Origin of the sequence: Rubricella aquisinus (assembly GCF_014199445.1) — a bacterium.
GTDB classification, from domain to species: domain Bacteria; phylum Pseudomonadota; class Alphaproteobacteria; order Rhodobacterales; family Rhodobacteraceae; genus Rubricella; species Rubricella aquisinus.
This window is the reverse complement of sequence record NZ_JACIJS010000001.1, coordinates 313,500-326,749: the sequence shown is the minus strand read 5'-3', so window position 1 is coordinate 326,749 and position 13,250 is coordinate 313,500. Positions and strand designations below refer to the sequence as shown.

Below are 13,250 nucleotides of genomic sequence, written 5' to 3'. Positions count from 1 at the left end.
ATAGAGCATGGGCCAAACCGATCCGAGGCGCGCCATGACCCAAACCGTCACCCCCCGCAAAGGGCTGCTCGACATTCCACTCTACGTTGCCGGTGCGGCGAAAGCAGGGCATGCGAACCGTATCATCAAGCTCAGTTCCAACGAAAACCCGTTCGGGCCATCGGAGCGCGTCAAGGAAGCCTTCGCTGCGTCGGGTGCCGCGCTGGAACGCTATCCCGATAGTGGTCATTTGGACTTGCGCAGCGCGATTGGAGCCGTGCACGGGCTTGATCCAGCGCGCATCATTTGCGGTGCCGGGTCGGATGAGGTGTTTACCTTCCTCTGTCAGGCCTATGCGGGCGAAGGGGCAGAGGTGATCCATACCGAGCACGGCTTTGCCATGCACAAAATCTGCGCACAGGCTGCCGGGGCGACCCCCGTGGAGGTGGCGGAGCGGGAGCGGTGCGTGGATGTGGACGCGATCCTTGCCGCCTGCACGGACCGGACCAAGATCATCTTTATCGCGAACCCCGCAAACCCGACCGGCACACTGGTGCCGGAGGCCGATCTCGTGCGGTTGGCGGACGCGATCCCGGCAGAGACCCTGCTTGTGATCGACGGGGCCTATGCCGAATATGTGCGCGACCCGGATTATAACGGCGGCAAGGCGCTGGCGACCACGCGGCACAATGTGGTGATGACGCGGACCTTCTCCAAAATCTACGGCATCGGCGCGTTGCGCGTCGGCTGGGGCTATGGCCCGCAGGACGTGATCGACGCGCTGAACCGGGTGCGCGGCCCGTTCAACCTGACGGGCCCAGCGATCGCCGGGGCGATCGCGGCGGTGCAGGATCAGGACTATGTGCAGCGATGCAGCATCGAAAACGAGGTCTGGCGCGACTGGATGACGAAGGAATTGCGCGGGCTTGGCCTTTCCGTTGATCCGTCGCATGCGAATTTCGTGTTGGCCCGGTTCGCGGATGTGGCAGCAGCACAAAGCGCGCTGGAGGCGCTGACCGCGCGCGGCATCCTTGTGCGCAATGTCGCAAGCTATGGCCTGCCATCGGGGTTGCGGATCACGGTCGGCACGCCCGAGGAATGCCGCGACACCATTGCGGCGCTGCGCCAGATTGTGGGTATGAGGACATGACAGCACGGTTTGAACGCATCGCCCTGATCGGGCTTGGCCTGATTGCAGGCTCCATCGCCCACGCCGCGCGGCGCGGGGATCTGGTCGGCACGCTTGTCGGTTATGCCCGTTCCGAGGCGACCCGCGCCAAGGCGGCGGAGATCGGGCTCGTCGATGAGGTTGCCGCCACCGCCGCAGAGGCCGTGAAAGAGGCCGATCTGGTGATCCTGTGCGTGCCCGTCGGCGTGATGGGCGCAGTCGCCGCCGAAATCGGACCGCATCTCAAACCCGGAGCGATCCTGTCCGATGTGGGGTCGGTCAAGCAGACGGTGATTGATGCCGTGGCCCCCCATGTGCCGGACGGGGTGCATTTCGTCCCCTCACATCCGGTTGCGGGGACAGAGCATTCCGGGCCGGAATCGGGCTTTGCCACGCTTTATGACGGGCGATTTACCCTGTTGACCCCGCCCGAAGGTACGGATCAGGCGGCGGTGGACCATCTTGCCGCGTTCTGGCGCGGGCTGGGCGCGAATGTCGAAGAGATGGAGCCGGCGCATCATGACCTTGTGCTCGCCGTTACGTCCCACGCGCCCCACCTCATAGCCTACACGATGGTGGGGGTCGCGGATGATCTGCGCCGGGTGACCCATTCGGAAGTCATCAAATACTCTGCCGCAGGGTTCCGGGATTTCACCCGCATCGCGGCATCCGATCCGACGATGTGGCGCGATGTGTTTCTGAACAACAAGGAAGCGACGCTCGAAATCCTTGGCCGGTTCACCGAGGAATTGTTCGCCCTGCAACGGGCGATCCGCACGGGCGATGGGGATACGCTGCACGCCTATTTCACCCGCACGCGGGCCATTCGGCGCGGCATTATCGAGGCGGGTCAGGACACGGACGCGCCGAATTTCGGGCGCGGGCTTCCCCCGAAGTAAGCTTAGGGCAGCGCCATTCGTGGCGCTGTTCCGATCACTACTGGGCCAATGGCCATCACACCGTCGCGAAAGCTGACAGTCGCGTCGAGCGCGTCGCGGTCCCCGCCCAGCCCTGCCATCAAGCCGAGCGCGAATTGCAGCGCCGGGGCCACATCCGCCCGGATCGCCCCGGCGGCGACAGCCATGTCCAGCATCTCCTGCCAATTGCGCAGGCGCAGCGCGATCTCCCCGCTGGCAAACCCGTTCGCATCGGCGGTCAACATGCCCTGCGCCCGGATGCTGAGCATCGCCCATGTCACGCTCAGATCCGCGATGGAAAGCGCATCAAGGGCCGGCGGCGCGTCCCCCAGTTGCGCAAGGCCGGGCGGTGCGGCGAAGGTCGCGGTCGCATCCAGCGTCACCCTCTCAATCGGTGTGTCAGCAAGCCCGATCCCAGCCCCCAATTCGCGCAACGCGGCGGAGGGCATGATGCCCTCCCCGGTCAAGCCAAGCCGCTGGATGCGGGGCTGTCCCTGCTCCTCCGTGGCCAGGATCATGCGGGTCGCGGTGATCTGGTCGCCCTCCATCGTTAGGGTCAGATCGTCAGCTTCCGCGACCAGTCGCTGGACGACCTGATCCTCCGTCAGGTTGACCGAGGCCCGCAATGGCGCGCCCGATACCGTCACCCTCCCGCGCGGGGTGGCAAGGCTCTGCTCCCCCGGAAAAGCGAGGATGACCTGATCGTCCCGATAGCTCAGCGCAAGGATCTGAAACGCGGGGGCCGACCACGCCCAGCCGCGCGCCGGGTCCGCCAATGCCAGATCGTCAAACCGCGCGTCCACCCGGCTGGGATAGCCCGAAATGCCCAGATCGGCATATTCCGCGATCCAGCCATCCGCCTGCCGCGCGGTAAGCCAGTCGTCAATGCCATTGCGCAGGCTTGACGCGGCCAGCCACCAATAAGCGGACCACCCGATCAGCAGGGCCAGTCCGGCCAGTAACATCGTGCGCATGGGCATAGCGGTTCCTTCTCGCCATCACGGGATGCGCGGTGTATATCGCGCAGCGCAAGAGGGAGGCCAGCATGATTTCGGACGGATTTTGGGTGTTCGCCTATGGCTCCTTGCTGTGGAAGCCCGGTTTCGAAGTGGCCGAGGCACGGCTTGGCACGTTGCACGGATACCATCGCAGCTTTTGCATGACATCGATCGAATATCGCGGCACGCCTGAAAAGCCGGGATTGGTGCTGGCACTTGATGCGTTGGAAGGGGCGACCTGCACCGGCCTTGCCTACCGGGTGGAGGCAGCGCAGGCGGAGGAAACATACGCCTACCTCACCGCCCGCGAATTGGTGACTGCGGCCTACCGCGAAACCCGCCAGACCATCGCATTGGCCGAGGGCGGCACGGTCGAGGCGATTGCCTATGTGATGGACACCGCGCATGGCCAGTATGCGGGCGCGCTGCCACTAGACGCGCAGGCCAAGATCATCGCGGACGCCATCGGGCCAAGTGGGCCAAATGCCGAATATCTGCACAACACCGTTGCGGCGTTGGGCAAGCTGGGCATCCGCGACCCGGACCTTGAGGCGCTGGATAGGATGGTGCGGGCGCGGGTTGGGGGCGAATGATTGCTGCGTAAGCAGGTCCAGCGGCCGCCCGAGAAGGCCGCTCATACAGATCAGCTATGCGATTTATGGCGGTGTTCCGTCCGCATTCTCCGCTTAGGATCGACCGTCGCAAAGCGGCCGCCGGGGGGCGGGCGGCCGCTGGACCGGCGCGCTGCGCGCTTGATTCCGGTCCAAAGAAGGTCGAAAGGCAAGGCCAGCGCCCGAAAGTCCTTCACACGATTTCGCCCCGCCGCAGAGTAAGCATGGAAAACCACGCAGGACAGAGTTAATGTCCCGCAAAAGGCGACAGGGACACAGGCACGCAATGCTTTTTGAAACGGAAAACGATCCTCAGTTTTCACAGCCGTTCCGGCAGATTTTGCTGATGGTTCTGGTGCTGATCCTCGTTGGGGTCGGGGTGTTTCTGATCTACCGGCAGGTGGCGGAAGTGTTCCTTGCGAACATGTATCTCAACGGATTTATCCTTGGGGTGTTCGTGATTGGCGTCTTGGCCTGTTTCTGGCAGGTGTTGCAGTTGGTCACTTCCGTCAGTTGGATCGAGGGGTTCGCGCTGAACCGGCCCGGTCATGAATATGTCCAGCCGCCGCGCCTGTTGACGTCGCTCGCCGCGATGCTGAAGGACAAGCGCGCCCGGCAGGGGATTTCCACCAGTTCCGCGCGGTCATTGCTCGAATCCATCGCAACGCGGCTTGATGAGGCGCGCGACATCACGCGCTATATCATCAATCTTCTGATTTTCCTTGGCCTTTTAGGCACGTTCTATGGCCTTGCGACGACCGTTCCGGCGGTTGTCGATACGATCCGCGCCCTGACCCCGGCGGAGGGCGACACGACGGGCCTGTCGGTGTTTGAGCGGATGATGACCGGGATTGAGGCGCAGCTTGCCGGGATGGGTACTGCCTTCGCGTCCTCGCTTCTGGGGCTTGCCGGATCACTGGTGGTGGGCATTCTGGAATTGTTCGCGGGCCACGGGCAGAACCGGTTTTATACCGAGTTGGAAAACTGGCTGTCCTCCATCACGCGCCTGACCATGGGCGGGGAGGGTGCGGAAAGCAGCGTCATGGCGGATGTGATGGACAACACCGCAACCCGGATCGAAGTGCTGAGCGCCACGGTCGCCGCGAGTGACGAGGCGCGCCGCGCGACGGATCAGCGGCTGGATCAGCTTGTCACGGCGGTCGAAAACCTCACCACACAAATCGCCCAACGCGAAGCTGACGCCGCAATGCTTGATGAGGAAACCCGCGCCCGTCTGCGCAATATCGACATACAGCTTTTGCGGCTGCTGGAGGAAATCTCCGCCGGGCGTCAGGATGCCGTGGCGGAGTTGCGGACCGAAATCAGCGCCCTGACGGATGCGCTGACACGGGAGCGGTGAGCCGATGGCGCTGAACAGGCGCAGCGGAGCGCGGTTCGAGGCCAATATCTGGCCCGGCTTCGTGGATGCGATGACCGCGCTTCTGTTGGTGCTGATGTTCGTGCTGACCATTTTCATGGTCATGCAATACACCCTTCAACAGACGATCACGGGCCAGCGCGGTGAGCTAGAAACCCTGACAGAAGAGCTTGCCAGCCTTGCCGATGCACTGGGGGTGGAGCAGCGGCGGAGTGCTGCGCTTGAGGATGAGGTCACGACCCTCTCCGGCACGCTCGCGGATCGGGAAACGATCGTTGCCAACCAGCTTGCCCTCATCGCGGCCCTGCGCACCGACACGGCAGAGCAGGCCGCGCGGATCGCGTCCTTTGAGGATCAGGTCGCGTCGCTTTTGTCCCGCAATGCCGATCTTGATCAGGCGCTGACAGCCGCGCGGGATGATGCCGCGGCGCGCCGGGCCGATCTGCGCGCCTCCGCAGAGGAGATTGCGCGGCTTGAGACGGAACTCACGGAAACCATCGACCGCGAACAGGCGCTGCGCCTTGCGCTTGCCTCCGCCCGCGATGAGATCGACGCGCAGGCAGAGGCCGCGCGCCTTGCCGCAGCACAACGACAGGCGCTTGAATCGCTGATTGCCGAGTTGCAGACCGAAGCCGCCTCCCGCGAGGCGACCTTGGCCGATTTGGCCGCGAGCCTGTCAGATGCCGAAGGGCGCGGCGATGCCCTGGCCGCGGACCTTGCGGAGCGGGAGGCGGATCTGGCGGACGCGCGGGATCGCGCGGCAGAGATTGCTGCGGATCTTGACGCGGAACAGGCCGCTGCTGCCCTGCTGCGCGAACGGCTAGAAGGGGTTGAGGCGGACCTGTCGGAGGAAGAAGCCGCGCGCCTCGCGCAGGCCGCCGCCGCCGAGGCGCTGCGCGCGCGGCTTGCCAATGCGGATGCGGAACTCACGGCCATGACCCTCTCACTGGAGGAAGAACGCCGCCGCGCGGAAGAAACCCTGACCCTGCTTGCCGCAGCGGAGAATGCGCAACTTAGGCTGGAGACCGCGCGGGCCGATGACATGTCCGAACTGGAACGCCAGCGTGCCCTCTTGGCACAGGCCAACCGAGAATTGGTCGATCAGCGGGCGGAGACAACGGACGCGCGCCGCCGGGTTGCCCTGCTGAACCAACAGGCCGCCGCATTGCGCCGGCAGATTGCCGAGCTTGAGGGGCTGCTTGATGCCGCCGAGGCGCGGGATGAGGAAAACGAGGTGCAGATACAGGCGCTGGGCAACCGGCTCAATTCCGCGCTCGCGCAAGTCGCCGCTGACCAGCGCCGCCGCGCGGCGGAACTGGAGGCAGAGGCGCGCGATCTGCGGAACTACCGGTCGGAATTTTTTGGCCGGATGCGGGAGCTTTTGGGCGACCGGGAGGGTATCCGCGTGGTCGGGGACCGCTTCGTGTTCGCGTCCGAAGTGCTGTTCGCGCCGGGGGCCGCGACGCTGAACGCCGCTGGACGGCAGGAGATCGCGCGCGTGGCCGAGGTGCTGTTGGAAATCTCGGATGACATCCCTGAGGAGATCAATTGGATCCTCCGTGTCGATGGCCATACCGACAATGTACCCTTGGGCAACAGCGCGCAGTTCGCTGATAACTGGGAACTGAGCCAAGCGCGGGCGCTGTCTGTCGTGCGCTTCCTGATCGACGAGCAGGGCTTGCCGCCGGACCGATTGGCCGCGACAGGCTTTGGCGAATTCCAGCCCGTGGACACGGCCAACACCCCGGAGGCGCGGGCGCGCAACCGCCGGATCGAACTGAAATTCACCGAACGATGAGCGGTGCGGTGGAAATCTTGGTCGATGCTGATGCCTGCCCGGTGAAGGAGGAGGTCTACCGCGTTGCCCTGCGCCTTCAGGTGCCGGTGACACTGGTGGCAAACCAATATCTGCGCACGCCCCCAACGCCCCTGATCCGCTGCCAGATGGTGTCTGACGGGTTTGATGCGGCGGATGACTGGATCGCGGACCACGCGGGCCCCAAAACGGTGGTCGTGACCGCCGATATACTGCTCGCGGAGCGGTGCATCGCGGCGGGCGCAAGCGTGCTCTCCCCGACGGGCAAACCGTTCACGGAGAACAGCATCGGCACGACCGTGGCGACCCGCGCGATCATGGCCGATCTGCGCGCTGGTGTCGGTGGCGAAGGCATCGGTGGCCCTGCCCCGTTTCGCAAGGAGGACCGCTCGCGGTTCCTGTCAGCACTCGATACGATGCTGCACCGCGTGTTGCGCCAAGCGTGAGGGCGCGCTCCCGCCCGTCATCGTCCTATCAAAGATAGGCCGCTTCCCGTTGGGCCGGGCCGCGTGCTGACGCACGCGGAGGCTTCGCCTGCGCTGAGGTGCCTGAGGAACAGGCTGTTCCTCAGGTCACCCCGTCCAGCTTGGGGGCCGATTCGCGTGCGCCTCAAGGGTAAAGCGCCTGTCGGCGCCGGCTGCGCCGCCCTTGACCCGCCCCCGAATCGTGCTCTGGTCAGGGCGCCTGCGCGGGGCTATGTCTTAGCCAGAACAGTGGGAGAGCCGATCATGACCGCCATGCTGAACCCTGCCGATAGCGGCTTTCTCTCCGCATTGGAGGCGCGCCTGCCCAAGGGAACCCTGCGGGAGGTCACGCCGTCCTATCTCGAAGAGCCGCGCGGTCGGTATCGCGGGCAGGCCGCCGCCGTGGCGCGGCCCGGATCGGTTGCGGAGGTTTCGACCATCCTTGCCGCGGCCCATGCCGCGCGCGTGCCCGTGATCCCCTATGGCGGCGGCACCGGGCTGGTCGGCGGGCAGATCGCGGAGGCCGGACCGATGCCGCTCCTCTTGTCGCTGGAGCGGATGAACCGGGTGCGCGACGTGGATGGCCCCGGTAACTCCATTGTGGTGGAGGCAGGCATGATCCTCGCCGACGTGCAGGCCGCTGCCGAACGGGTGGACCGGCTGTTCCCGCTGTCTCTCGCTTCCGAAGGGTCTTGCCGGATCGGCGGGAACCTTGCCGCGAATGCGGGCGGGATCAACGTGATCCGCTATGGCAATACCCGCGATCTGTGCCTCGGGCTTGAGGCCGTGTTTGCCGATGGAACGGTCATGCATGGGCTCAAACGCCTGCGCAAGGACAACACGGGCTATGACCTGCGCCACCTGCTGATCGGATCGGAGGGGACGCTTGGCGTGATCACGGCGGCGAGCCTGCGGCTTTTCCCGCGCCCGACGGAAACGGCAACCGCTATGATCGCGATGCGCGATGTGGAGGCGGCCCTCTCCCTCCTTGATCGGACCCGCGATGCGGTGGGGGAGGCGATCAGCGCCTTTGAATTGATCCACCGGCAGGGGCTGGACTTCCTGACGGAGAAGATGCCGGATGTCCCGCAACCGCTTGCGCTTGAGGGCGAATGGATCGTCCTGACCGAGCTTGGCGGGCGGGGCGTTTCAGCGGCGCTGGAAAAGGTGCTGGAGGCGGCGTTTGAGGCGGGCGAGGTGACGGATGCCGTGATCGCGCAAAACGCCGCGCAAGCGCAAACGCTCTGGGATGTGCGCGAAACAATACCGGAGGCGAACCGGCTGGTGGGCGGGATTTCCTCCCATGACATCTCGCTGCCGGTGAGCGATATCCCCCGTTTCATCGGGGAGGCGCAGGCTGCCCTTACCGCGTTTGACCCAGACTTGCGGATCAACTGTTTTGGCCATCTGGGGGATGGCAACCTGCACTATAATGTCTACCCGCCAAAGGGCCGGGCCAAGCAGGAGTATGACAATGCCTATGACCGGATCAAAACCATCGTCCATGACCTGACCCATGCCTATGACGGGTCTGTCAGTGCGGAACATGGGATTGGCCGCCTCAAAACGGGCGATCTGGAGACTTATGGCGATCCGGGCAAATTGATGGCGATGCGCGCGATCAAATCCGCGCTTGATCCTCATGGCATCCTCAATCCCGGTGTGATCCTGCGCTGACGCAAGCCCCAATTCACTTTCTTCAAATATACCCCGCCGGAGGCATGGAATCTCTTACCGGTGCGTCAGCACCGGCTCGGCCCAAAGGGAGCGTAGCGACGTGCGGGAGCGCCCTGTTGCCAAGAATGACACCTGCGTGACTGCTTTCGCCCTTGAACCTCCGGGCCGGGCGCGCCACGATCAGGGAAAGCAAACCCGAGCATGAGGCCCGCACCCTTTGGCGACAGACGCCCTGACCCCTCCGCCCGCACCGACGGAAACCCGCATCGACATCACCGATAACCGCCTTCTTGCGGACGTGTGTGGTCCCGGTGATCTCAATATCATGAAGATCGAACAGTTGCTTGGCGTGGTCATCCTGCGCCGGGACACTGGCCTTGCCGTCGTGGGGGAGGACGCGGATGCCGTCGCCCGTGCGGCTGATACGCTCACCACCCTGCGTGAACGGGCCGAGGCGGGCAAACCGCTTGAAGCGGGTGATGTGGATGCGACCCTGCGCCTGAGCCGCAGCCCCGAACCCGCGTCCGACGATCAGATCGAGATGTTCGAGGGCGCGCCGCTCGAATTTCGCACCCGCAAGAAAACGATCGAGCCGCGCACCGAAACCCAGAAAGGCTATGTGCGCCAGCTTTATGAAAACGAGTTGGTCTTTGGCATTGGCCCTGCGGGTACGGGCAAAACCTATCTCGCGGTCGCGGCGGCCACGAATATGTATCTTGAAGGCATGGTGGACCGCATCATCCTGACCCGCCCTGCCGTCGAAGCGGGGGAGCGGTTGGGCTTCCTACCCGGCGACATGAAGGAAAAGGTCGATCCCTACATGCAGCCCCTCTATGACGCGCTGAATGATTTTCTGCCGGGGCGGCAGGTACAGCGGATGATGGAGGAAAAGCAGATCGAGATCGCGCCGCTCGCGTTTATGCGGGGGCGCACCCTCTCTAATGCCTTCGTTATCCTTGATGAGGCGCAAAACGCCACGTCGATGCAGATGAAGATGTTCCTGACCCGTCTGGGCGAAGGCTCACGCATGGTCATCACCGGGGACCGGACGCAGGTCGATCTGCCGCGCGGCACGTCCTCTGGCCTTGTTGAAGCGGAAAAAATCCTTGCCGGGGTGAAAGGCGTTGCGATGACCTATTTCACCGCCGCCGACGTGATCCGCCACCCGCTCGTCGCGCGCATCATCCGCGCCTATGACAAGGCGGGCTTATGACAAGGCGGAACCGTGACGGAGATTGACCTTGTTATCGAGGATGAGCGCTGGGCGCAGCTTCCGCTTTTGACCCTTGCCACCCGTGCGGTTGACGCGGCCATGGCGGCGGCGGGCGCGCCGGATGGCTATGAGGTCGCGCTTCTGGCCTGTGACGATGCACGCATCGCCAACCTAAACGCCGAATTTCGTGGGAAACCGGTGCCGACCAACGTGCTCAGTTGGCCCGCCTTTGACCTTGCCCCCCTTTCGCCGGGGGAGGCACCGGGCGCGTTGCCACCGGCCAGTGGTTTCGACGACACGCTGGGCGACATCGCGCTGGCCTATGACACCTGCATCGCTGAGGCCCGTGCGCAGGGCAAAACCGTTGAGGATCATGTGACCCATCTGATCCTGCATGGAGCGCTGCATCTGCTTGGATTCGATCACGAAACTGAGGCAGATGCGCATCGGATGGAAACACTCGAATCCCAAACACTTGCCGAAATGGGTATTCGTGACCCATATAGGGATATGAGCGGCCCTTAAGCGGCCGCGTTTTGAGACATAGGAGCCATGGGCGACACAACCGATCCGTCCTCTATCGCCGCGCAGGGCGCGCGGGATGACGACACCCAGATAGACCCCTCTCAGCCGCGCTCGTTTTGGTCGCGCCTGTTCGGGCCGGATGAGACAGAGGCCGCCGATACGCCCTCTGACGCGCAAAGTGCGATGGAGGCGGCCTCCGACGCGGGTGCGCAGGAGATGCTCCTCAACCTTCGTGAGATGCGCAGCCTCAAGGTGGAGGACGTCATGGTCCCCCGCGCGGATATCGTGGCCCTGTCCAAAACCGCCAGCCTTGAAGAGATCGTGGCGCTTTACCGGGACAGCACGCTGACGCGGCTTCCGGTGTATGACGACACGCTGGATGATCCGGTTGGTTTTCTCCATCTCAAGGATCTTGCACTCAACTATGGGTTCGGGGCGCAAAGCGACACATTCGATATTGAGCCGATGATCCGCCGGGTGCTGTATGTGCCGCCGTCGATGCCGCTGGGCGCGTTGTTGCAGCGGATGCAATCGACGCGCATCCATATGGCATTGGTGATCGACGAGTATGGGGGCGTTGATGGCGTCGTCACCATTGAGGATCTGGTGGAACAGATCGTCGGGGATATCGAGGACGAGCATGACGAGGAGGAGGACGCCGCGTGGCGGGAGGAATCCCCCGGCGTCTATATCGTAAATGCCCGTGCCGAATTGCACGATTTCGAGGAGGTCGCGCATGTAGACCTTCTGTCGGACGCGCTGGATGAGGAGGTCGATACGATGGGCGGCCTTGTCTTTATGCTGCTGGGCCGCATCCCCGAGCGGGCAGAGGTGATCAGCCACCCTGATGGCCACGAGTTCGAAGTGATCGACGCTGACCCGCGCCGGATCAAACGGATGCGCGTTCGGATCAACTCCAACGCCCTTCAGCGCGCAGCCGAGTGATTGGCAGACTGACCGCGATGGGCCATTGGCGGCAGAGCCTCGTTGCGCTGCTCTGTGGTGCGTTGATCGCGTCGTCCCAAGCGCCGGTTGGCTTCTTTCCAGCGGCATTTCTGTTTCTGCCCATTCCGTTTTTGCTGGCCGCAGCGGCACCGGGGTGGCGGCGCGCGTTTTGGATCGGAAGTGCGGCGGGCACCGGGTATTTCGCGGCTGGCCTGTTCTGGATCGTTGAGCCGTTTCTTGTGGATGCGGCGCGCACGGGGTGGATGGCCCCATTTGCGCTGGTCTTCATGGCGGTGGGTTTATCGCTGTTCTGGGCGGTGGCTTTCGGGCTTGCGCGTTGGATGGCGCCCGCGTCTGGAATGGGCCGCGCGCTGTCCTTCGCCATTGCCCTGACATTGGCGGAGATCGCGCGCAGCTATGTCCTGACGGGATTTCCGTGGAACCTGCTGGCCTATGGCCTGATCGATACGCCGCTTGCGCAACTCTCTGCCCTGATCGGGCCGCATGGCATCGGGTTCGTGATTGCGCTGGGCGCGGGTCTGATCGCGTTTCACCTGCGCAGCCGCGCGATGCTGGCCTATGGCGGGGCGCTGGTCGCGGCGGTGGTCTGGGGGCTGGTTGCCCTCGCGGCGCCGGTGCCGGAGCGGGCGGAGGAAACGCTGGTGCGGCTCGTGCAGCCCAACGCCCCGCAGCGGGAGAAATGGCTGCCCGACCGCTGGCCCGTTTTCCTTGATCGTGCCGCGCAAGCGACCGTCGCACCGGGGTCGCCGGATGTTGTGATCTGGCCCGAAACCGCCGTGCCGTTCCTGCTGAGTGATCTGGGCGACGCCTTTGCCCCGCTCAGCCAGGATACCGCCGCGCCGATCATCTTTGGTATTCGGGATTTGACGCGGGAGCCGGACTGGCTCGACTGGCGCAACGCGCTTGCCGTCGTTGATACGCGAGGGGAGGTCGTGGCGCGCTATGACAAACACCACCTTGTGCCCTTTGGCGAGTATATCCCGTTCGGGCGTGTTCTGGGCGGGTTTGGTCTGGGCAACTATATCGCTGAATTGCGCGGAGCCTATAGCCCCGGTCCGGGGCCGCAGCTTTTGGATGTGGCGGGCATCCCGCCTTTTGTGCCGCTGATCTGTTACGAGGCGATTTTCCCGCATTTGATGCAGCCCGCTGGCCCGCGGGCCGATTGGCTCGTGCATGTCACCAATGACGCATGGTTCGGGGAGATTTCCGGCCCCTATCAGCACCTCGTGCAGGCCCAATTCCGCGCGATTGAGCAGGGTTTGCCCGTCGCCCGGGCGGCCAACACGGGCGTGTCCGCGATGATTGATCCGCGCGGGCGGATCATCGCGGACATTCCGCTTGGTGTTTACGGATTTGTGGATGCGGTCCTGCCGGGTGCCCTGTCCCGCCCGCTTTATGCCCGGATCGGTGACCTTCCGATTGCCATACTGCTTGTATTGTTGGGTTTGGTGCCGCTTCGTCGCAGACTAACGGAGTGATTCGGGGCGAAGTGACCCGGCGTCGCGCGTTTTTGTGATCACATGATTTTTGCTTGTGAT

12 protein-coding genes are annotated in these 13,250 nt (G+C 64.1%); 11 read left to right on the top strand and 1 reads right to left on the bottom strand.

Going from position 1 to position 13,250, the window contains the following annotated elements; all coding sequences use genetic code 11:
• Nucleotides 1–34 precede the first annotated feature (34 nt).
• On the top strand, nt 35–1,129 hold the full coding sequence (gene hisC / locus FHS89_RS01545; RefSeq protein WP_184007759.1) for a histidinol-phosphate transaminase: 1,095 nt from the start codon (nt 35–37) through the stop codon (nt 1,127–1,129).
• On the top strand, nt 1,126–2,046 hold the full coding sequence (locus tag FHS89_RS01540; RefSeq protein ID WP_184007757.1) for a prephenate/arogenate dehydrogenase family protein: 921 nt from the start codon (nt 1,126–1,128) through the stop codon (nt 2,044–2,046). Before hisC ends, FHS89_RS01540 begins: the two co-directional genes overlap by 4 nt.
• Nucleotides 2,047–2,048: 2 nt before the next feature.
• Here the strand turns inward: FHS89_RS01540 and FHS89_RS01535 are convergent, their stop codons facing one another.
• Nucleotides 2,049–3,038 (bottom strand): DUF2125 domain-containing protein, encoded by a 990-nt coding sequence (locus FHS89_RS01535; protein ID WP_184007755.1) that lies wholly within the window; start codon nt 3,036–3,038, stop codon nt 2,049–2,051.
• 71 nt (nt 3,039–3,109) lie between these two features.
• Between FHS89_RS01535 and FHS89_RS01530 the strand changes: the two genes are divergently transcribed.
• The 9 genes from FHS89_RS01530 (at nt 3,110) to lnt (ending at nt 13,190) form a co-directional block, all read left to right on the top strand.
• Nucleotides 3,110–3,655: a gamma-glutamylcyclotransferase gene (locus tag FHS89_RS01530; RefSeq protein ID WP_184007753.1), complete on the top strand. Its 546-nt coding sequence runs from the start codon at nt 3,110–3,112 to the stop codon at nt 3,653–3,655.
• A 304-nt stretch (nt 3,656–3,959) separates the two neighbouring features.
• On the top strand, nt 3,960–5,033 hold the full coding sequence (locus FHS89_RS01525) for a biopolymer transporter ExbB (protein ID WP_184007751.1): 1,074 nt from the start codon (nt 3,960–3,962) through the stop codon (nt 5,031–5,033).
• A 4-nt stretch (nt 5,034–5,037) separates the two neighbouring features.
• Complete coding sequence (locus tag FHS89_RS01520; protein WP_184007749.1) at nt 5,038–6,849, top strand: peptidoglycan -binding protein; 1,812 nt, start codon at nt 5,038–5,040, stop codon at nt 6,847–6,849.
• A complete protein-coding gene (locus FHS89_RS01515; protein WP_184007747.1) occupies nt 6,846–7,313 on the top strand; it encodes a YaiI/YqxD family protein in 468 nt (155 codons plus the stop codon). Before FHS89_RS01520 ends, FHS89_RS01515 begins: the two co-directional genes overlap by 4 nt.
• A 282-nt stretch (nt 7,314–7,595) precedes the next feature.
• The gene (locus FHS89_RS01510) at nt 7,596–9,008 is read left to right on the top strand and encodes an FAD-binding oxidoreductase (protein ID WP_246413509.1); all 1,413 of its coding nucleotides are present in this window, start codon (nt 7,596–7,598) and stop codon (nt 9,006–9,008) included.
• 217 nt (nt 9,009–9,225) lie between these two features.
• Nucleotides 9,226–10,221 (top strand): PhoH family protein, encoded by a 996-nt coding sequence (locus tag FHS89_RS01505; protein WP_184007745.1) that lies wholly within the window; start codon nt 9,226–9,228, stop codon nt 10,219–10,221.
• 12 nt (nt 10,222–10,233) lie between these two features.
• Nucleotides 10,234–10,746: an rRNA maturation RNase YbeY gene (gene ybeY / locus FHS89_RS01500; protein WP_184007743.1), complete on the top strand. Its 513-nt coding sequence runs from the start codon at nt 10,234–10,236 to the stop codon at nt 10,744–10,746.
• A gap of 27 nt (nt 10,747–10,773) precedes the next feature.
• Nucleotides 10,774–11,691 carry a hemolysin family protein gene (locus FHS89_RS01495; protein WP_184007741.1) on the top strand — a complete coding sequence of 306 codons (918 nt, stop codon included), beginning with the start codon at nt 10,774–10,776 and terminating at the stop codon, nt 11,689–11,691.
• Nucleotides 11,688–13,190: an apolipoprotein N-acyltransferase gene (lnt, locus tag FHS89_RS01490; RefSeq protein WP_343051306.1), complete on the top strand. Its 1,503-nt coding sequence runs from the start codon at nt 11,688–11,690 to the stop codon at nt 13,188–13,190. Before FHS89_RS01495 ends, lnt begins: the two co-directional genes overlap by 4 nt.
• Nucleotides 13,191–13,250: the final 60 nt, after the last annotated feature.